This is a genomic window from Rhodopseudomonas palustris (assembly GCF_034479375.1).
Taxonomy (GTDB): Bacteria; Pseudomonadota; Alphaproteobacteria; order Rhizobiales; family Xanthobacteraceae; genus Rhodopseudomonas; species Rhodopseudomonas palustris_M.
This window is the reverse complement of the sequence record NZ_CP140155.1, coordinates 638,637-658,926: the sequence shown is the minus strand read 5'-3', so window position 1 is coordinate 658,926 and position 20,290 is coordinate 638,637. Positions and strand designations below refer to the sequence as shown.

The following is a 20,290-nucleotide window of genomic DNA, read 5'->3' as shown; positions in this document are numbered from 1 at the left end:
CACGGTTGCGCGCTGAAATGGTGCCCCGGCTTCGCGCCTCCGGCTGTGAGAGCTACTTCGCTTATCACGAAGACCGGGCGGAAACGGGAGGAACCGAGCGTTGCGGGCCTTGCTGGGACTGAGCAGGAAGATCGACGCCTTCAACACGCTGATCGGGCGCTGGTTGTCGTGGATGATCGTCGTCGCGGTGATCATTTCGGCAGGCAACGCGGTCATCCGCAAGGTGTTCGATATGTCGTCGAATTCCTTCCTCGAGGCGCAATGGGTGCTGTTCAGCGTCGTGTTCCTGCTGTGCTCGCCCTGGACCCTGCTCAAGAACGAACACATCCGGATCGACATCATCAATCATACCCTGCCGCTCAAGCTGCGCGGCTGGATCGACATGATCGGCCATGTTTTCTTCCTGATGCCGTTCGCCATCATCCTGCTGTGGTGGTCGATCCCGTTCTTCCTGGTCTCCTACCATCAGAACGAACAATCGTTCAGCGCCGGCGGCCTGCCGCAATGGCCGGCGAAGTCGCTGATCATGATCGCCTGCGTCCTGCTGATCGTTCAGGGCATCTCGGAAATCATCAAGCGCGCGGCGATGATGGCGGGGGTGATCCCCGACAGCAACGTGCTGCAGGGGTCGCAGCATGCGGCCGAACTCGAGGCCGAGCGGCTGGTGATGCATATCGGCAGCGACAAGCCTCGAGAACAATAGTGGTCATTGCCTTGGGGAGCCGGTTCGAATGACCGCGATGTTCATCCACTACATGGCGCCGATCATGTTCGGCTCCCTGGTGATCTTCCTGCTGCTCGGCTATCCCGTCGCGTTCTCGCTCGCCGCCAACGGCCTGATGTTCGCGTTCATCGGCATCGAACTCGGGCTGTTCCGCCCCGACTTCATGCAGGCGCTGCCCGAACGCGTCTACGGCGTGATGAACAACGACACGCTGCTGGCGATTCCGTTCTTCACCTTCATGGGGCTGGTGCTGGAGAGATCCGGCATGGCCGAGGATCTGCTCGAGACCATCGGGCAGTTGTTCGGCTCGATCCGCGGCGGCATCGCCTACGCCGTGGTGTTCGTCGGCGCGCTGCTCGCGGCCACCACCGGCGTGGTCGCCGCCTCTGTGATCTCGATGGGCCTGATCTCGCTGCCGATCATGCTGCGCTACGGCTACGACCGCCGCGTCGCCACCGGCGTGATCGCCGCATCGGGCACGCTGGCGCAGATCATTCCGCCGTCGCTGGTGCTGATCGTGATGGCCGACCAGCTCGGCCGCTCGGTCGGCGACATGTACGAAGGCGCGTTCATTCCCGGCATCGTGCTGTCGCTGCTCTATGCGGGCTACATCTTCCTAGTGACCGTATTCGCCCCGAAGGCGGCGCCCGGCCTGCCGCTGGAAGCGCAGACCCTGCGCGACCACGACACCCTGCAGAACCCGATGATCGTGCCGCTGGCGGCGATCTCGGCGGCCGCCACCGCCTATTTCTTCGCGGTGCATCTCGGCGGGTTCGGCTGGAGCATGCCGGCGTTCGACAAGATCGGCCTGCCCGCGATGGCGATGCAGGGCTTCTGGTTCGTGGTGCTGCTCGCGGTGCTGTTCCGGCCGTTCATCGGCGTGATCCGCACCATGACCCTGTCGCTGTATCTGGTCGTGGTGCTGTCGACCACGATCGGCATCGTGGCGATGCGCTACACCGATGTGAAGGGCGGCGCGGACTACGTGGTGCTGACGATGTCGGTGACCGTCGCGCTGTCGTTCGTCATCGCCGTGATCAACCGGCTGCTGCGCCTGAAGCTGCTGTCCCGGCTCGCCGAGCAGGTCGTGTTCGTGATGGTGCCGCCGCTCGGGCTGATCTTCCTGGTGCTCGGCACGATCTTCATCGGCGTCGCGACGCCGACGGAAGGCGGCGCGATGGGCGCGGCCGGCGCGGTGATCCTGGCGCTGATGAAGCGCCGGCTGACCTTCGACCTCACCCGTCAGGCCACCGAGGCGACCGCCAAGCTGTCGGCCTTCGTGGTGATGATCCTGGTCGGCGCCCGCGTGTTCTCGCTGACCTTCTACGGCGTCGACGGCCATCGCTGGGTCGAGGAGCTGCTGACCTCGCTGCCCGGCGGGCAGCTCGGCTTCCTGATCTTCGTCAACGCCCTGGTGTTCGTGCTGGCGTTCTTCCTCGACTTCTTCGAACTCGCCTTCATCATCATCCCGCTGCTCGGCCCCGCGGCGGAGAAGCTCGGCATCGACCTGATCTGGTTCGGCATCATCCTCGCGGTCAACATGCAGACCTCGTTCATGCATCCGCCGTTCGGCTTCGCGCTGTTCTATCTGCGCTCGGTGGCGCCCAAAGAGTCCTATATCGACCGGATCACCGGCAAGCGGATGGCGCCGATCACCACCGGGCAGATCTATTGGGGCGCGGTGCCGTTCGTCGTGATCCAGTTGATCATGGTGGCGCTGGTGATCACCTTCCCGGCGATGGTGATGCACTACAAGGGCATCGCCAGCACGGTCGATCCGTCGAAGATCGAATTCGACATCCCGCAGATGGAAACGCCGCAGCTCGATTTCGGCCCGCCGAAGTTCTAGCCGGATCACTCCATCGGCCGACGCGGACGCGCAACGGGCGCCGCCGCAATCAGCCTATCAATTCCGTCATGGCCGGGCTCGTCCCGGCCATCCACGTTTTTGTTCGCAATCTCAACCGAAAGCGTGGATGGCCGGCACAAGGCCGGCCATGACGGGGAAAGTCAGTCCCGCACCTTCATTGTTTGTACTTTCAGCAGGCTCCTTCGATGGCGACGGGGCCAAAACTCGGACAAAAAAAGCCCGGCCCCCTCGCGGAGGCCGGGCTGTTTCGTGATTGCTGACGCCTGATCAGCCGCGGGTGCGCGAGCGGATCATGAAGCTGTCGTAGGTGTATTCGGCGACCTGCCACCACAGATACTGGTCGGAGCGATACGCCTGCATCGCGTCGATCGCCTTCTTGAAGTCGGGGTTCTTCGCCGAGATCTCGCCCCACAGCTCGTTGGTGGATTTGAGGCAGGCGTCGAGGATTTCGTTGGAGAACGGACGCAACTGCGTGCCGCTCGCCACCAGCCGCTTCAGCGCGGTCGGGTTGAGCATGTCGTAGCGCGCGTTCATCCAGGTGTTGGTGTTGACCGCCGCGTTGGCGAGGATCGCCTGATAGTTCTTCGGCAGCGCGTTGAACTTCTCGAGGTTGGTGAAGGCGTGCACGGTCGGGCCGCCTTCCCAGAAGCCCGGATAGTAGTAGTACTTCGCGACCTTCTGGAAGCCGAGCTTCTCGTCGTCATACGGGCCGACCCACTCGGCGGCGTCGATGGTGCCCTTTTCCAGCGCCGGGTAGATGTCGCCGCCGGCGATCTGCTGCGGCACCACGCCGACCTTCTGCAGCACCTGACCGGCGATGCCGCCGATCCGCATCTTCAGGCCGCTCATGTCGGCGACGGTCTTGATCTCCTTGCGGAACCAGCCGCCCATCTGGGTGCCGGTGTTGCCGCAGGGGAAACCGACCACGTTGTGCTTCTTGTAGAACTCGTTGGCGAGCTCGTTGCCGCCGCCCTGATACAGCCACGAATTCTGCTGGCGGGCGTTGAGGCCGAACGGGACCGAGGCGAACACCGCGAAGGTCGGGTCCTTGCCGACATAGTAGTACGACACGGTGTGGCACATCTCGACGGTGCCGTTCGAGGTGGCGTCGAGCGCCTGCAGACCGGGGACGACTTCGCCGGCGGCGAACACCTGGATCTGAAACTTGTTGTCGGTCATCTCGGCGACCTGCTTCGCGAGATATTCCGCGCCGCCATAGATGGTGTCGAGCGACTTCGGGAAGCTCGAGGTCAACCGCCACTTCACCTCGGGGGACGACTGCGCAATCGCCGGCGAAGCCACCGCCGCGACCGCGGCGCCGGTTGCTGATACTTTCAGAAAGTCACGACGTTTCATAAGGCATCTCCTTGTTGCCGGCGTTTCCCGGATTCCTTGGCTTGCGTTTCGCGGTCGAGAATGTCCGGTACGAAGCCGATTGGTGGAAGCGTCTCTATCACGGATGCTGCGCGGCGGAAACGCCGCCGCTGGCCGGATACTCCAGATTCAACCAAAGTCGAAGGCGGACTCATCGCGGTCGCGCGTGATCCGCGATCGCACCGCGCGCCCGCCCTGCGTCAGATTGCAGCGGCGGCTTTGAGGCGGTCCCGGACCTGTCCGGCGATGGCGCGATAGATTTCGGCATGCGGGCCGTTCGGCTCGCTCTCCACCACCGGCGTGCCGGCGTCGGAGCTGGCCCGGATGTCCATATGCAGCGGGATCTCGCCGAGGAACGGCACCGCCAGCCGCTCGGCCTCGTGCCGGGCGCCGCCATGGCCGAAGATATCGGACCGGGTGCCGCATTCCGGGCAGAGGAAGTAGCTCATGTTCTCGATGATACCGAGCACCGGGACGTTCACCTTGGTGAACATCGCCAGCCCGCGCCGCGCATCGATCAGCGCGAGGTCCTGTGGCGTCGAAACGATCACTGCCCCTTTCAGCGGCACGTTCTGCGCCAGCGTCAGTTGGGCGTCGCCGGTCCCCGGCGGCATGTCGACCACCAGCAGATCGAGCTGCCCCCAGTCGACGTCGCGCAGCATCTGGGTGATCGCCGACATCACCATCGGCCCGCGCCAGATCATCGGCGCTTCCTCGTCGACCAGGAAGCCGATCGACATGATCGACAGCCCGAAGCGCCGGATCGGAATCATCCGGCGGCTGTCGTCGAGCTGCGGCTTCTCCTGGATGCCGGTCAGGCGCGGCACCGACGGGCCGTAGATGTCGGCATCGAGCAAGCCGACCCGCAGGCCGAGATCGCGCAGTCCCAGCGCCAGGTTGAGCGCCGTGGTCGATTTGCCGACGCCGCCCTTGCCGGAGGCCACCGCGATCACCGCGCCGACGCCGGGAATGTCCGACTGCTTCGACATCGGCGACTGCGCGCCGCCGGCCGGCGCCGGCCGGTGCGCCGCGGCCGGCGCGACGCCCGATCGTGGCGGCTGCGCCGCGCCCGGACGGCGCTCCGCAGTCAGCGCGGCGAGCGCGCTGGTGACGCCGGGAACCGCGCGCGCCGCCGCCTCGGCCGCGGCCCGCACACTTTCCCAGGATCGCGCCTCGGCGGCGTCGACATTGATCGAGAAATACACCTTGCCGTCAGTCACGGCGATTTCCGACAGAACCTCGGCCTGCGTCAGGGCGACGCCGCGCGGGGTCATCACCTTGGCCAAGCTGTCGCGAATCTGTTGCTGCGTCACGCTCAATGGAAATCTCCTGCGCCGATATGCGCCGCACCGGTCGGGCCCCACCGATCACATGGCATCGCCCTATTCAAGGCGGAATCGGTTGTCGCCGTCTTCGCCCGATCGTCGCGGCCGGTTTACAGCAGTCGCCGAGTCCAGCGAAACTCTCTTTTGCACCGCGAGAGGGTCACCCCGCGCGACGCGGATACCCGGTCGATGGACAATTCCCCGCACCGGCCCTTGCCCGTCGGGCCTCGCAGCCTATGCTGGCGCACCTGCCGCCGCCGGCCTGTCTCGGGGCCGCACGCAATCCTCCACATCGATCGGCCGGCCTTCGCCGGGCCGCGCAATCCTGAAGGGTACAGACATGGCCAAAGTCGCTTTCCTCGGTCTCGGCGTGATGGGTTTTCCGATGGCCGGTCATCTCGTCAAGAAGGGGGGCCACGAGGTCACGGTCTATAATCGCACGGCGGCCAAGGCGAAGGCGTGGGCCGAACAGTTCGGCGGCCGCGTCGCGGCGACGCCGGCCGAGGCGGCGAAGGATCAGGACTTCGTGATGGCCTGCGTCGGCAACGACGACGATCTGCGCGCGGTGACCACCGGCGCCGACGGCGCGTTCGCGGCGATGAAGTCGGGTGCGATTTTCGTCGACCACACCACCGCCTCCGCCGAAGTGGCGCGCGAACTCGATGCCGCCGCGACCAAGGCCGGCTTCGCCTTCATCGATGCGCCGGTGTCGGGCGGCCAGGCCGGCGCGCAGAACGGCGTGCTGACGGTGATGTGCGGCGGCAGCGACGCGGATTATGCGAAGGCCGAACCGGTGATCGCGTCCTATGCGCGGATGTGCAAGCTGCTCGGCCCGGCGGGCTCCGGCCAGCTCACCAAGATGGTCAACCAGATCTGCATCGCCGGTCTGGTGCAGGGGCTGTCGGAGGGCATCCACTTTGCGAAACAGGCCGGGCTCGACGTCAACGCGGTGATCGACACCATCTCCAAGGGCGCCGCACAGTCCTGGCAGATGGAGAACCGCCACAAGACCATGATCGACGGCAAGTATGATTTCGGCTTCGCGGTCGAATGGATGCGCAAGGATCTGTCGATCTGCCTCGCCGAGTCGCGCCGCAACGGCGCCAGCCTGCCGGTCACGGCGCTGGTCGACGCCTTCTATGCCGAAGTCGAGAAGCTCGGCGGCCGGCGCTGGGACACCTCCAGCCTGCTGGCGCGGCTCGAACGCTGAGACGCAGGGACTACGGATTCGCCCGACGATTGCGGTTTTCACGCGGCGACAACCGCAATCGTTAGCCAGCTGTTAACCGGAATATCATTCCCTCTAGGGCTACTCTCGAAGATATGAGCCAAGTCTAGGCTGGTGTAGCTGCGCGCGTTTTTGCGCTGGAATTGTGTTGGTGATGAGTGAGTCCGCCGAAAAGCCCGAAGTCTTCCAGCTTCCGGCTGAAAACCCGGTGGTCGCCCCGGCGCGCAACCGGCGCGCTGCGGCTCAACGCGTCCGCGAAGCCCGCGACCGGCTGACCTCGACCAGCGGCACCCGCCCCGCCTTCGACCACGAACTCGTCCGGCAATTCGCGCAGACAAGGCTGTCGGCGTCCTTCGTCATCATGCTGCTGGTGGTGGTCACCGGCATCCTGTTCGCATTCTGGTTCGATCCGGTCACCGCCGGCTGCTGGACCGTCGGGATGCTGTGCATCCACGCCGTGATGATCCGCAACTGCAGCCGCTTCCTGCAGGAGCCCGCCTCGCCGTCACGCACCCGGAGCTGGCGCCGCCGCTTCGTGGCGCTCGATCTGCTGTACGGCCTCGCCTGGACCACGATCCTGGTCCACCCGATCGGGCTGACCGTCGTCTCCAACACGCTGTTGATGTTCCTGATGCTGCTGGTGGTGGCGGTGTCGAGCATGCTGGCCGCCAGCCTGCCGATCGCGGCACTGGCGGCGACCGTGCCGGTCACCGCGGCGATCACTCTGAATTTCGTGCTCGGCGGCACCTTCGACAGCTACGTGCTGGCGGCGCTGACGGTCGCGGCGGAAGCCTACTTCGCGCTGCTCGCGCATCGCCTGCATTCGACCACGCTGGCGACGCTGGAAGCGCGCGCCGAGAAGGACGCGCTGATCGGCGAGCTCGAACAGGCCAAGGCGATTTCCGACGAGGCGCGGCATCGGGCGGAGGCCGCCAACGTCGCCAAGTCGCGGTTTCTCGCGCAGATGAGTCACGAGCTGCGCACGCCGCTCAACGCCATCCTCGGCTTTTCCGAAGTGATGAAGAGCGAGATCTTCGGCGCGCATGCGGTGCCGGTCTACAAGGACTACTCGGCGGACATTCACAATTCCGGCGTCCACCTGCTCAACCTGATCAACGAAATCCTCGATCTGTCGCGGATCGAGGCCGGCCGCTACGAACTCAACGAGGAAGCGATCTCGCTGGTCCATGTGGTGACGGATTGTCATCACCTGCTGAAGCTGCGCGCCTCCAGCCGCGGCATCACCATCCACGAAGTGTTCGAGCAGGGCATGCCGCGGATCTGGGGCGACGAGCGCGCCGTGCGCCAGGTCGTGCTCAATCTGCTGTCGAACTCGATCAAGTTCACGCCGCAGGGCGGCGAGATCTGGCTCAAGGTCGGCTGGACCGCGTCGGGCGGCCAGTATCTCAGCGTCAAGGACACCGGCTCGGGCATCCCCGAAGAGGAGATCCCGGTGGTGCTGGCGTCGTTCGGCCAGGGCTCCAACTCGATCAAATCCGCCGAACAGGGCGCCGGCCTCGGCCTGCCGATCGCCAAGAGCCTGGTCGACATGCACGGCGGCACCTTCACGCTGAAATCGAAGCTGCGGATCGGCACCGAAGTGATCGTCACCTTCCCGCCGGAGCGGGTGATGTCGGCGCTGGCGCCGATGGCCGACGAGGCGCCGCTGCAGCCGAGCCTCGGCGACACCGACGAACGCAGCCGCGCGCGCGGCAAGCCGATCATGAATGCCGGCACCGGGCTGTAGCGATGGGGGCTTGCGGAGATCATCCAATGTCCGTCACGATCCGGCATGAGCATCGAAACGCCCTGCATCGCGGTCTGCCTGATCGATCCGCAAACCGGCCTGTGCTACGGCTGCGGCCGCACGCTTCCCGAAATCGCACGCTGGCACCGGCTCGCCAGCGACGAGCGCCTCGCCATCATGGACGCCTTGCCGGAGCGGATGGCCGCGGCCGGCCTGGAGCCGCCCAAGCCGCGCTCGGACCGCGCCGACTGACGGGTGCCCCGTGAGCCGGATCCTGCTGGTTCTGGCGGTGCTGCTGGGGACCGCGGGCGCGGTGGTCGCCTATGGCGACCCGAAGCGTATCTCGCAAGCCGGCGATACGATGTCGACGATGCTGAAGAAGGGCGTCGCGGCGGCGACCGCAACGACGGGCGCCGGGCATGGCCGCGTGGTCCGGATCCCGCGCGGCACCGGCGGCGAATTCGCCGTGCGCGCCAAGGTCAACGGCGTCAACGCGCCGATGGTGATCGACACCGGCGCGACCTCGGTCGTGCTGACTTACGAGACCGCAAAGGCCGCCGGGCTGCCGCTCGAATTGCTGAATTTCGACGTCGAGGTCGAAACCGCCGGCGGGCGCACCCGCGCCGCCAAGCTGTCGCTCGACAGCATCGCGATCGGCAGGCTGGTGGAGCGTTCGGTGCCGGCGCTGGTGGTGCCGCGCGGCCAGATGAAGACCAATCTGCTCGGCATGAGTTTCCTCGACCGGCTGGAAAGCTGGGAGGTCCGCGCCGACCAGTTGCGGCTGCACGGCTATCCGTAAGCCTGTGGGATGCCGCCGATCGTTCGGGGGCCGCTGCGGTTCGAATCGAACGCCGGACCGCGCGTTCGAGGATCGAAGGCCCGGTGTCGATCGCTGGTCGTCGTCGCCGGTTTGAGGGACAGCAATGCGCGTGAACCGAGCGGCGCATTTGATCGGGCGACGGGCCGCGCATGATCCGAAACCTGGACGACCGAGTTTCGGAGGCGATCATGCGACAACAGGTTGTTCGATGAAATTCACCACCCGATTGATCCTGCTCGTCACCGTGCTGACGGTCGGCGCGACGCTCGTCACCGCCGCGCTGCTCACCTGGACGACACGCCGGGCCATCATCACCGAGGCGGAAGCATCCGGCGAGATGGTCGCGCGGCTGCTGGCGCGCAGCGCCAGCCTCGCCAGCTCGATTCCGGCCGAGGTGGAATCGATGATCGCCGACGAGATGGTGGCGCAAGGCAGCATTCTGGCGCAATTCGTCGAAGCGGCGGAGCGCGCGGGCATGACGCCCGACGACATCAATCGCCGGCTGAAGAGCATCACCGACGCGACCGTCTTGGACGAGATCTGGATCACCGACGACAAAGGCCATGCCTATCTGCACAGCACGCCGGGGATCGACTTCACTTTCAGCTCTTCGCCCCAGGTCCAGCCGCAGGCCTTCGCGTTCCACGATCTCCTGACCGGCAAGCAGAAGGTGGTCGACCAGGACGCGCGCAAGCGCGACATCGACAATCAGCATTTCAAGTATGTCGGCGTCGGCGGCATCGACAAGCCGAGGATCATTCAGGTCGGGCGCAGTGCGAAACTGCTCGAGCAGTTGACGGCGAAAGTCGGGCTGCAACGGGCCGTGGAGAACCTGCTGGCGGACGGCGACATCGACGCGGTGTGGGTGTTCGACCGCAAGCTCGACGCGATCGTCGGTCCCGGCGTCTACGGTGTGGACCGGCACGAGGGCCCCAACAAGCAGGAGCTGGGACCGGTCGGCTCGGTGATCGCCGACGGCCGGACCCGGCACGTCGAGAGCCGGGAGAACCTGAGCGTCATCGCGCCGGTTCACAACGACAAGAAGGAGATCGTCGGCGCCGCATTGGTCCGCCTGCCGATGAACCGGGTGTGGGCGACGGTGCAGAGTCAGGCCGAGATCGCCGCGGTGACGGCGTCCGCGATCGCCGCTCTGGGCATTCTGCTGTCGATCGGCGTCGCACGCCACCAATCCGCGCCGCTGCGCCAGATCACCCGGGCCGCGTCGGCGCTGGAATCCCAGACCTTCGAGCCCGCGATGCTCGCGGCCGCCGCCGATCGCGGCGACGAACTCGGACAGTTGGCGCGGGTGTTCACCGGGATGGCCGGTCAGGTCGCGGCACGCGAGGAGCATCTCGATTCGATGGTGAGGCAGCGCACCGCCGAACTCGAAGCCCGCACCCGCAGTCTCGAAGGCCTGTCGGCGGCGCTGTCGAAATACCTGTCACCGCAGGTGTACTCCTCGATATTCAGCGGCCATCAGGTCGCCGAGATCGCCTCGAAGCGCAAGAAACTGACGATCTTCCTGTCGGACATCGCCGACTTCACCGCCACCACCGACAAGCTGGAATCCGAAGACCTGACGGCGATGCTCAACCGCTATCTCGCCGAGATGGCGCAGATCGCGCTGAAGCACGGCGCCACCATCGACAAATATGTCGGCGACGCCGTGCTCGCCTTCTTCGGCGATCCGGAGAGCCGCGGCGTCAAGGACGACGCCGTCGCCTGCGTGATGATGGCGATCGAGATGCAGACCAAGCTCAAGCAACTGGAGACGGAGTGGCTGGCCGCGGGCGCGCAGCGGCCGTTCCGGGTGCGGATCGGCATCAACACCGGCTATTGCACCGTCGGCAATTTCGGCAGCCCCGATCGGATGGACTACACCATCGTCGGCGGCGAGGTGAATCTCACCTCGCGGCTCGAACAGAACTGCGAGCCGGGATCGATCCTGATCTCCCACGTCACCTGGTCGCTGGTGAACGACTTCATCGACGCGGAGGAGCGGCCGGCGCTGACCGTCAAGGGCTTCGGCGAGCCGGTCCGTGCCTACGCGGTCCGCGGCCTCAAGGCCGCAACGCCGGCCGAGATCATTCGCAAGGAATTGCCCGGGATGCGGCTGTTCATCGACACCGCCTCCGCCGATCGCACCGAGGTGCGCGACGCGCTCGCCAAGGTCGTCGCCGATCTCGACGAGGCTTGAGGATCAACGCCCTGCGAGGGGGCGGGACAATCGCATCTGAGCGTTCGCAGTCGCCGCAACGATCACCCTCCCCTGGAGGGGGAGGGTCGCTCGCGTCAGCGAGCGGGGTGGGGTGGCGAAGAGTTCATCCGCCGTGCCCGCGGCCCACCCCACCCCGTCCCGCACCCCGCTCTGCGGGCTGCGTGCCGACCCTCCCCCTCGAGGGGAGGGTGAAGAGGCTCGGGGCACTAATCCTGATACTTGACAGGCGACAGCCCTGCGCCGAGCGGAGGGTCGCCGAACTACTTGCCCATTCACGCCGCCTATGCGGCCGCGCGCTGTTCGACCGCGACCATCGCCTTGCGCAACACGCTGGTGTCGGCATCCGGCTTGACGCCGAATTCCGACAGATAGCGCCGGAACGCGCGCGCCCCGGGGACGCCCTGATACGCGCCGATGAGGTGCCGGGTGATCGCATGCAGCCGCATGCCCTGCGCGAGTTGCTGCTCGATATACGGGATCAGCGCCTCGAGCGCGTCCTTCATCGTGGCGTACCGCGCGGCATCGCCGAACAATTCCGGATCGACGTCGAGCAGCCGCCACGGCTCCTGATACGCGGCGCGGCCGAGCATCACGCCGTCGACATGCGCCAGATGCTGCTTCGCCTCGGCGATACTGCCGATGCCGCCATTGATGATGATCGGCAGATCGGGCATCGCCCGCTTCAGCCGGTACACCCGATCGTAGTCGAGCGGCGGGATGTCGCGGTTTTCTTTCGGCGACAGACCGTTGAGCCACGCCTTGCGCGCATGCACGATCAGCGCATCGACGCCGGCGGCGACGACGCTGCGCGCCAGCGTGTCGAGCGCCGCTTCCGGATCCTGATCGTCGATGCCGATCCGGCATTTCACCGTCACCGGAATGCGCACCGCGCGCTTCATCGCCGCGACGCAATCCGCGACCAGTTCGGGCTCCGCCATCAGGCAGGCGCCGAACCGGCCGTCCTTCACCCGATCGGACGGGCAGCCGACATTGAGATTGATCTCGTCATAGCCGAAATCCTCGCCGATCTTCGCGGCGGTCGCCAGGTCGGCCGGATTGGAACCGCCGAGCTGCAGCGCCACCGGATGTTCGGACGCATCGAACCCGAGCAGCCGCGCCCGGTCGCCATGGATCACGGCGCTCGCGGTCAGCATCTCGGAATACAACAGCGCACGGCGCGTCAGCAGCCGATGGAACACGCGGCAATGCCGGTCGGTCCACTCCATCATGGGCGCCACGGCAAATCTATGCGATTGATTTGACAGCATTTTTCGAGAACATTCAGGTCGTTAGGTCGCGTCGTGTGCACTCCATTCTACGCCATGACGCGACGTTTTTTCCGGTTTTTCGACGCATCAGTGCACACGGAGCGCACACGCGTGCAGGACGCTGAGGAATGGGGGATTGATATCGAGCGTCGGATCGATCGGCAACAACCGGCGGCGACACGCAAATCACGAGATGCTCAGTTCTTCGGCGATCTCATCGCACTTCATCGCCAAGACTTTGTGGAAGTGGGCAAGACCATCGGACGCTCGAAGAGCGCCAGGCTGATCTTCCTCGACGAGAGACTTGGACATCTTCGTCTCCCAGAATTAGATCGAGACCGCCTTATCAAGTTTGGAAAAGAGCGCGCGCTTGAGGGCACCGGTCCTGTCACCGTTGGTACTGAAATTGGATATATCCGGCGCCAAGCAGGACCGCGTCGCCGCCAGCGCGCCGTCGAACCGGCCGCGCAGCAGCGCGCCCTCCTCCTCGTCATCGTCGCGCCAGCCGGCCGCGCAGCCCTCAGGAGGCGGCGCGCTCGCCGAAGCGCTGCGCCGGGCCGCCGAGAAGAACGACGGCGGCAAGGGTAATCGATAGCTCTACTTATCGCGGGATTCGCCACTCATTCCGGGGCGCAAGCCCCTTGGGCGAGCGACCCCGGACTCTTGCCACGAGTGCGGCGTCCAGCAGGAGCGGAGGGGACGGCGCAAGAGTCCGAGTTCCCGCGCGCCAGGCTTGTCCCGGCCATCCAGGGCAGCCTTCAGAACCGGACCAGCAGATTGCCCTTGATCGAATGATCCTGCGCCGACTCGGCTATCTGGCTCACGTAGGAAATCCCGATGGTCGCCTGCGACGTCATTACGAAGTCCAGTCCGCCTTCAATCAACGCAGCATTCTGTGCAAGCGGGATGCCGGAAATGTTGAATGCCGCGCCTGCTCCGCGAAACGCCAGAGCGGCAGACGGCGCCACGTCGCCGAAGGCATGCTGCCATGCGACGGACGCACGCGGTACCAGCACCGCGCCATTCGGTAGCACGAAAGGACTCGCCAGCCGCGCGCCAATTGAGGAATAGCCCACATCGTTGCTGCTGTGCATGCCGTTGAGCGCTGCGCTGCCGCCGGCCTCGTTGAAGCCGTCGGTGCTGAGATGTACGCCCGCGAGGCCGGCAAAAGGCTCGGCCGCAATTGCGCCGAGCAGCAGGCCATAGCCGACTTCGCCAAACACCTGAGTCGTCGTGGCACCATAGCGCGCGCGGGTGCGATCGAAGAAGCCGGGGAATGCGATGATGCGGCTGGTGTCGACTTCGCTGCGGCTGATGGACACTCCGGAGCGCAGGTTCCACGATCCGTAATTGGTGCCCGCATAGGCGGCCAGGTGCGCCGTCTCGATCACCGCTGAGCTTGCGCGCGAGGCGACGGTGACATTCGAGTTGGTGTAGCCGCCGGCCAAGCCTGCGCGCCAATGATTGCCGAAGCGGGCGTCGACACCGGTGACGAACCCGCCCAGATCCCGGGTGATGGATGCGGCGTTCTGATCGCTGGCGATTTTGCCCCAAGCCCCCACGCCCTGTGTCCACCAGGCGATCTCGTGTTCATGGGCGGCGACTGGCCTGGCCCTGGCCGGCGCCGCCGTCCCGCGCGGATCCGCGGAAGCGAAAGCATCCGCGTTGGCAGCGAAGCGATCCTCAAAGGCGAGCGCCGGCTGTGCGTAGACGACGGTCGGTCCGCCGCCGAGCGAGGCCATGAGACCGCTCGCGTCGCCGAACGACGCTTGCCGCATGCGCCCGAGCAAGGCTTGGCGCACGACGCGACTATCATCGAGCATGACCGTTTGAGTGCTGGCGTGAAGCTCTCCCGAGAGCGCATCATATGCTTGCAGGGAACCGGCCGCGGAGGCCTGTGTCAAAATCGATTCGAACAACGGATTCCCAGCCGGAAGCGCATCAAGCGCGGCAGCGACGCTGACTTGGTTCGGTGTCACCGCCACATCGACAAAGGCGCGTGTCTGCTGCAGGCTGAGCAGCACCGATGTCGGCGTGTAACTCAGCACCGTGCTGAGGAAGATAGAACTCGGCGCGACAACGTTGGCGAACGTGCCGGTCACGCCTTGCGCCGCCGTCAGGATTGTATAAGTGAGATCTCTGGCGGGAGTACCAAATACCTGAACGGTTCCACCCGCCAGGGTCGCGGATCCGCCCACGGCGAGCCGGCTTGACGGTGCTGCCGCAGTGACATCCACCTCGAACACCGATCCCGCGGCGAAGCTGATATTGCCCGATACGTTCAGTGTCGCATTGCCCGGCGCCACGGTGCCGCCATTGCCGACGGCCAGGTTCTGAACGGTCCCATTGCCCGTGAGCGTACCACCGTTACTGGCAAACACCGTCGAGGCCAGCGAGCCACTGACGTTCAACACGCCAGCGTCGATGGTGGTCGCACCCGTATAGGTGTTGGCACCCGAGAGCCCGAAGACGCCGGTGCCAACCTTGCGCAATCCGCCGGCTCCACTGACGATGCCCGAAAATTCGGTCGAGCTGCCGTCACCGCCGGTGGTCAGCGTCGCCGATCCCAACGCGACCGCGCCGCTGCCCGACAGCGAGCCGATGGTCTGATCGAAACCGTTGAGATTGAGGGCGCCAAGGCTTGCGACCGAAAAGGCACTGACCGGTGACAAGACATCCGCAGCGCCGGTTTGAAGCGTTCCCGCATCGACCGTCGTCGCACCCGAATAGCTGCCCGGTCCGACCAGCGTCAGAACTCCGATGCCGGTCTTGATCAACCCACCGGCGCCGTCGATCGGGCCTCCGAGCGTTGCATTGTTGCCGTTGGTGTCGAAGATGCCACTGCCGGCGCCAAGGCTGATTGTGCGGTTGGTCATCAGCCCTGTGAGAAATTGCAGTGTGCCCCCGCCGAAGGTGAGGCCTCCGGTTGTTGCGCCGAGATCGGAGTCCGCTGCGACCTGGAGTATTCCGCCGTTCAGGAAGGTCCCGCCGGAATAGGTATTGAGGCCGGACAGAGCCAACGATCCGGCGCCGGTCTTGGCCAGGCCGCCGCTGCCTGACAGCACACCGCTCAGCGACGCGCTCAACCCGTTGGTGTCGATCGCCGAGACCGTGCCGGGAAGCAGCGTGAACGGGGTATCGCTGTCCAGGTTGGATCCGAACACCTGGATAGTGCCGCCACCAAGGTTGAATTGATAGGTGCCAACGCCAGTCGTCGTAATCGGATTGACGCCGCCGATCTGCAGCGTGCCACCGGTCAGATTGTAGACTCCGGTTCCGGCGAGAAAATGGATCACCCCGCCTGCGAGCGTCAATACGCCGCCGGATTGATTGACGGTGCCGCTCGAGCCGGCAAACTGTCCGATATCCATTCCGGCCGCCAGCGTCGCGGTGCCGCCGCTCAGATTGTATTCGCCGGTGCCGGACTGGCCGATCCGCAACAGCGCGCTGCCGCCGACCGTGTTGAAGGTGCCGCCGCTTTGATTGAAGTAGCCGAACCCGCCGGAGGCATTGCCGAAGCTTGCGCCAGAGCTTCCGATGTCGAGGTTTCCGGCGCTCAGATTATAGATGCCGGTGCCCGCCGGACCGCCCCCGCCGCCGACGCGGGCTCCGAACAGCGCGAAATTCAGGCCGTTGAGGACCACATTCGAACCTGCACCGTCCTGGGTGATGATGCCCAAGCTGCCGGCGTTGCCCACATACATTTGGCGGCCGCCGCTGAAGCTGGCGTCGCCGGAGATGTGCAACAGAGCGACATCGCCGACACTGGCGCCAAGATACAGAGTGCCGGCGGTCGCGGAGAGCGCCAGCGAGCCATTGCCCGAGAGGTTGTAGGTGCCGGTGCCTCCAACGACGCCGATCTGAAGCGCTCCGCCGGCCAAGTCGACGCTGCCGCCGCTTTGATTGAACGTCCCCGTGGCGCCGGTGCCGCGCCCAATGTTGAGCGCCAGATAGTTCGCTTGCGAGCCGACGAAAGAGACCACACCGCCGGTCATATTGACCGTGCCGTTGCCGCCAGCGTCCCGGCCGACCGACCACCCCGCAGGGCCTGTGGTCGGCGCAAAAGTGAGATTTGTGCCGTCACCGAACGTCAGGGTTCCGGTCGTCCCCACGCCGACGTTGAGAGTGGGCGTCAGTCCGAAATTGAGGTTCAGCGGCGATGCCTGCCCGGGCAGTACGAACCCCGTATCGGCAGTGATCGGCGTTGCGCTGAGCACATCGATAGTGTTGGGCTGGCCAGCGGTGATCGCTTGCTGAATGGCTGCGTCAAATTCGGATTGGTTGGTGACTGTGACGGTCTGCGCCGAGAGGGGAAGCACGCTTGTGAACACCGCCCCAATAGGTAGGAATAGACGTGCCCCGGAGCACATTCTGCGTTTTGAAATCTGGCGGGACCAAGGCTGCACACCACGCGATCGGTCCCCGTCGATGATCGAAGCCATTGGCTGGTTCCTTGTTCGACCGGGGCGAACTGGATTCCGCCAGTGACTCACAACTATCCGGTCGCTGAAAGGCAGCATGCTCGCTTCGTAGATATACGATGATCAATATTGCTCTGTTCCACTCGGTTGTTCGCCGACAGGCGATACGACCTGGAACTCCGCTGGCGGATGATGGGGAGGCCGCGTAGTGGATCGATCTACGAAATGACGACCGAGCGTGACGCCAGCAACAGCGTCAACGACATTTACCCGAGCTACCCGGCTGTTGGTGAGAACGCCCGAGCCTCCTACCGCCCGGCGATACCAAAGCAGCGCCAGCGTCATAGCCGGGCTCGTCCGGTGACCCACAGCTCCGACTCGATCACCACCACGGAAGCTGGCAAGGGCCGGCGGCCATCGACAAGCCACCTCGTTCAGAATTTCGCGCTGCAGCGCTCGGTTCAATTCACCAGATTGGCGCCGCGTTCAATGACGAATTCCTTTTCGAACAACCCGCGCGAATGGTTAAGATCGGATTGCGAAATCAGCACGGTGAGGTCCTTTGCCGCGCAATGACGCCAGCACTTCGGAGAGCCGCTCCGACAAAGCCGGGGCGATGCCTTCGAACGGTTCGTCCAGCAACAGGCAGCGGGTGCCGATGGCGAGTGCGCGGCCGAGCGCAACCAGCTTCTGCTGACCGCCGCTCAAGAGCAGTGCCTTGCGATGCCGCATCTCGGTCAATTCGCCGATCACCTCGTAGACGAAATCCATCCGCGCCTGGCGATCGATCCACGCTCGCTAATTCCGTTGCCGCCGCGACTGCTCGCGATGATGCCCATCCCGCTCGACCGAACCTGCGACGTGTCGCTTGAGGAGCAGATCTGCAACTACATTCGCGAGCGCGTCACCGAGGGCAAGCTGCCGCCCGGCGCGTCGGGATTTGCAGCCTCGCGGTCAGCGACATCCAGACCGGCAAGACCGACACGTCGCGATCGCTGAATGCCACCCCCCGGCCGGGTTCGAGGCTCCCACCGCAGGCGGAAGCCGCGAATCCGATTGCCCGCTCAGAACGTCGCCTTCGCCCCGATGTAGTAGGTCCTCCCGGCGTCGGGATAGCCCCATGCCAGCGAGTACTCCTGATCGAAGATGTTCTTCACGCCCGCGGACCAGGTCAGATTCTCCCTCATCCGGTATTCAGCCGTCATGTTCGCCAACATGTAGCTGCCGGTCTTGACGTAACTGGAGACCGACTTGTTGGCGATCACTTCGTTCTTCGCCGACCAGCGATCGTCGGCGAATTGCAGGCTCGGCGTGAGCGTCACCGATTCGATCGGGCTGTAGCTCGCATACAGCATCCCCTTCACGGTCGGGATGCCGGTCTGCTGTACGGTCGGGTCGGACGGATTGGTGAGAACGTTGCGAATGTAGGAGACGTTGCCGCCCAGCAACAACGATGCGCTGAGGGCATAGTCGACAGCGAAGTCGATGCCGTACCTGTAGCCGTCGCCGACGTTCTGATTCTGCGTGATGGCCGACACTTTTCCGGAGATCGGATCGGTGAAACTCCTGCCCGTCGCGACCGACTGGATCATATCTGTGACGTCGGCATAGTAGACCAGAACCGAAACCTGGCTTTTTGGCGCAAACGCATTGGTCCATCCGAGCTGATAGTTGACCGCCCGTTCCGGGCGCAGGTCGGGGTTCGACGCCGCGGTGCCGAACCTGGAGCTGTATCGCTCGAACAACGTCGGAAAACGGGTCCGGTCGGAAATGTTCAGGAACAATTGGGCCGTTTCTGAATAGCGCCAGATCGCCGCCGACTGCCAATTGAATGCCGAATCATTGGTCAGCTGATAATTGACCCAATAAGGCTGATAGTAGGTGCCGGATTTGTACTGGCCGATCACGTAGTCCTCGGCCCTGTTGAGATGCCGCAGATCATAACCGACGCCCTGCACCCAGTCGACACTGGGGGTGATGTGGACGGTGTTTTCCGCGGCCACCGAATAGGTATCCTCGGTCGAGGTCTGGGTGGGCTCGACGAAACAGGTCGCGCTCGAGGTGATACTGGTGGCGCAGGACGAGCTCTTCGGTGCCGTCGCAGCATTCAGGCCGTAGCGGTCGGTGAACAGTTCGTTCCATTCGGAGTGGCTGTCCCGCCGGACGTGTGTGGCGAGCTTGAGCGTGTCGAAAGCCCCGAAATCCTTGCCGAACTCCAGCGCGTTGCCGACCGCCCAGTCCTGATAGACCGACCGCGCCGCACTGGTGGAATATCGCTGCGTCTGGGCCGCGTTGTCCCACATGTCGATCGCGTTGTCGAAGGTCTCCCAGAACGTCCGGGTCTTGATGTAGGCATCGTCGCCGATCTCCGTCCTGGTCGCGGCCGACAGGATCTGCACGTTCCAATAGGGCCACGACCAGTATTTCTGCGACGCGGTCGGTTCGACATTGTACGGCGCGTTTTTCGAGCCGTTCTGCTTGATGAAGTTGATCGAATACTCGTCGGTCGGGTTCGGCGTCCAGCCGGCCTTCAGGTTGACGCTCCAATCCTTCGAATCGGAGAAGTCGCGGCGGCCGCCGTTCTCGATGGCGGTGGGCGTGAAGCTCGACGGCAGCTCCCAGCCTTCGACCTTGCGCCAGGTGCCGCTGGCCTGGAAGTAGTATTCGTCCTGCCTGGAGCCGACGCGCGCGTAATTCTTGAAGCCGTCGAACTTGCCGTTGTTGCCGAACTCGGCCTGGCTGCGCCACTCGCCCTCGAACGGCCTGACGGGCTTCTTGGTCACGAGATTGATCGCGCCGCCGAGACCGCCTGATCCGTCGAGCACGGAGACGTAACCCTTGGCGATCTGGATCTGCGCGATGTCGTCGGTGAGAAAGCGTGAGAAATCCAGGCGATTGTCGGCCGGCAGATAGATGCGCACGCCATCGATCGAGAGCGGCACCTGCAGGCGATCGAAGCCATGGATGTAGATGTTGGTCTCGTTGCGCTGGTTGCCGCTCGGCGCGGCGACGACGCCGGGCACCAGATCGACGGCCTTGTCGAGCGTGTTCTTGTTGAAGGTCTCGGTCTGCGCGTTGGAAATCGTGCTGCCGCCGAACTCGCCGAATTCCGAACCCTCGCCGGCCGGCGCGGTCACGTGAATCATGCCGAGTTCGTAAGCCCCCTCATTCCCTGCCCGCGCCACCGCGATCGAAGAGACCGTCGCGGCACTCGCCAGCAGAATCGTCACGCGCCTTATCCGTTTCATAGTGCCCCTCTGTCCAGTTCACGCGCGTCGAAGCGAGAACCACCGCA

15 protein-coding genes are annotated in these 20,290 nt (G+C 64.8%); 7 read left to right on the top strand and 8 right to left on the bottom strand.

Annotation, left to right across the window (positions count from 1 at the left end):
• Positions 1-100 precede the first annotated feature (100 nt).
• Both SR870_RS02865 and SR870_RS02860 read left to right on the top strand, forming a co-directional pair.
• Complete coding sequence (locus SR870_RS02865; RefSeq protein WP_322516545.1) at positions 101-703, top strand: TRAP transporter small permease subunit; 603 nt, start codon at positions 101-103, stop codon at positions 701-703.
• A 28-nt stretch (positions 704-731) separates the two neighbouring features.
• Complete coding sequence (locus tag SR870_RS02860) at positions 732-2,573, top strand: TRAP transporter large permease subunit (protein WP_322516544.1); 1,842 nt, start codon at positions 732-734, stop codon at positions 2,571-2,573.
• A 288-nt stretch (positions 2,574-2,861) separates the two neighbouring features.
• Here SR870_RS02860 and SR870_RS02855 read toward each other — a convergent pair whose 3' ends face one another.
• Both SR870_RS02855 and SR870_RS02850 read right to left on the bottom strand, forming a co-directional pair.
• The gene (locus SR870_RS02855) at positions 2,862-3,950 is read right to left on the bottom strand and encodes a TRAP transporter substrate-binding protein (RefSeq protein ID WP_322516543.1); all 1,089 of its coding nucleotides are present in this window, start codon (positions 3,948-3,950) and stop codon (positions 2,862-2,864) included.
• A gap of 218 nt (positions 3,951-4,168) precedes the next feature.
• A complete protein-coding gene (locus tag SR870_RS02850) occupies positions 4,169-5,287 on the bottom strand; it encodes an Mrp/NBP35 family ATP-binding protein (RefSeq protein ID WP_322516542.1) in 1,119 nt (372 codons plus the stop codon).
• A gap of 346 nt (positions 5,288-5,633) precedes the next feature.
• Here SR870_RS02850 and SR870_RS02845 point away from each other — a divergent pair, with 346 nt between their 5' ends.
• The 5 genes from SR870_RS02845 (at position 5,634) to SR870_RS02825 (ending at position 11,285) form a co-directional block, all read left to right on the top strand.
• Positions 5,634-6,503 carry an NAD(P)-dependent oxidoreductase gene (locus SR870_RS02845; RefSeq protein WP_322516541.1) on the top strand — a complete coding sequence of 290 codons (870 nt, stop codon included), beginning with the start codon at positions 5,634-5,636 and terminating at the stop codon, positions 6,501-6,503.
• 172 nt (positions 6,504-6,675) lie between these two features.
• Complete coding sequence (locus SR870_RS02840) at positions 6,676-8,268, top strand: HAMP domain-containing sensor histidine kinase (RefSeq protein ID WP_322516540.1); 1,593 nt, start codon at positions 6,676-6,678, stop codon at positions 8,266-8,268.
• Positions 8,269-8,313: 45 nt separating this feature from the next.
• Positions 8,314-8,520, top strand: coding sequence for a DUF1289 domain-containing protein (locus SR870_RS02835; protein WP_322516539.1), 207 nt, complete (start codon positions 8,314-8,316; stop codon positions 8,518-8,520).
• A 10-nt stretch (positions 8,521-8,530) separates the two neighbouring features.
• A complete protein-coding gene (locus tag SR870_RS02830; protein WP_322516538.1) occupies positions 8,531-9,067 on the top strand; it encodes a TIGR02281 family clan AA aspartic protease in 537 nt (178 codons plus the stop codon).
• Positions 9,068-9,296: 229 nt separating this feature from the next.
• On the top strand, positions 9,297-11,285 hold the full coding sequence (locus SR870_RS02825) for an adenylate/guanylate cyclase domain-containing protein (RefSeq protein ID WP_322516537.1): 1,989 nt from the start codon (positions 9,297-9,299) through the stop codon (positions 11,283-11,285).
• A gap of 302 nt (positions 11,286-11,587) precedes the next feature.
• On the opposite strand, the gene dusA is transcribed toward SR870_RS02825, so the two are convergent.
• From dusA to SR870_RS02795, 6 genes are all read right to left on the bottom strand, one after another.
• On the bottom strand, positions 11,588-12,574 hold the full coding sequence (gene dusA, locus SR870_RS02820) for a tRNA dihydrouridine(20/20a) synthase DusA (protein WP_322516536.1): 987 nt from the start codon (positions 12,572-12,574) through the stop codon (positions 11,588-11,590).
• A 186-nt stretch (positions 12,575-12,760) separates the two neighbouring features.
• Positions 12,761-12,886: a hypothetical protein gene (locus SR870_RS02815; protein ID WP_322516535.1), complete on the bottom strand. Its 126-nt coding sequence runs from the start codon at positions 12,884-12,886 to the stop codon at positions 12,761-12,763.
• Positions 12,887-12,901: 15 nt separating this feature from the next.
• Positions 12,902-13,156, bottom strand: a complete 255-nt coding sequence (locus tag SR870_RS02810) for a hypothetical protein (RefSeq protein WP_322516534.1) — start codon at positions 13,154-13,156, stop codon at positions 12,902-12,904.
• 176 nt (positions 13,157-13,332) lie between these two features.
• The gene (locus SR870_RS02805) at positions 13,333-17,016 is read right to left on the bottom strand and encodes an autotransporter outer membrane beta-barrel domain-containing protein (protein ID WP_322516533.1); all 3,684 of its coding nucleotides are present in this window, start codon (positions 17,014-17,016) and stop codon (positions 13,333-13,335) included.
• Between the two features lie 504 nt (positions 17,017-17,520).
• Entirely contained in the window at positions 17,521-17,748 is a 228-nt protein-coding gene (locus SR870_RS02800) for an ATP-binding cassette domain-containing protein (RefSeq protein WP_322516532.1), read from the bottom strand.
• A gap of 311 nt (positions 17,749-18,059) precedes the next feature.
• Positions 18,060-20,225, bottom strand: coding sequence for a TonB-dependent receptor (locus SR870_RS02795; protein ID WP_322516531.1), 2,166 nt, complete (start codon positions 20,223-20,225; stop codon positions 18,060-18,062).
• Positions 20,226-20,290 lie beyond the last annotated feature (65 nt).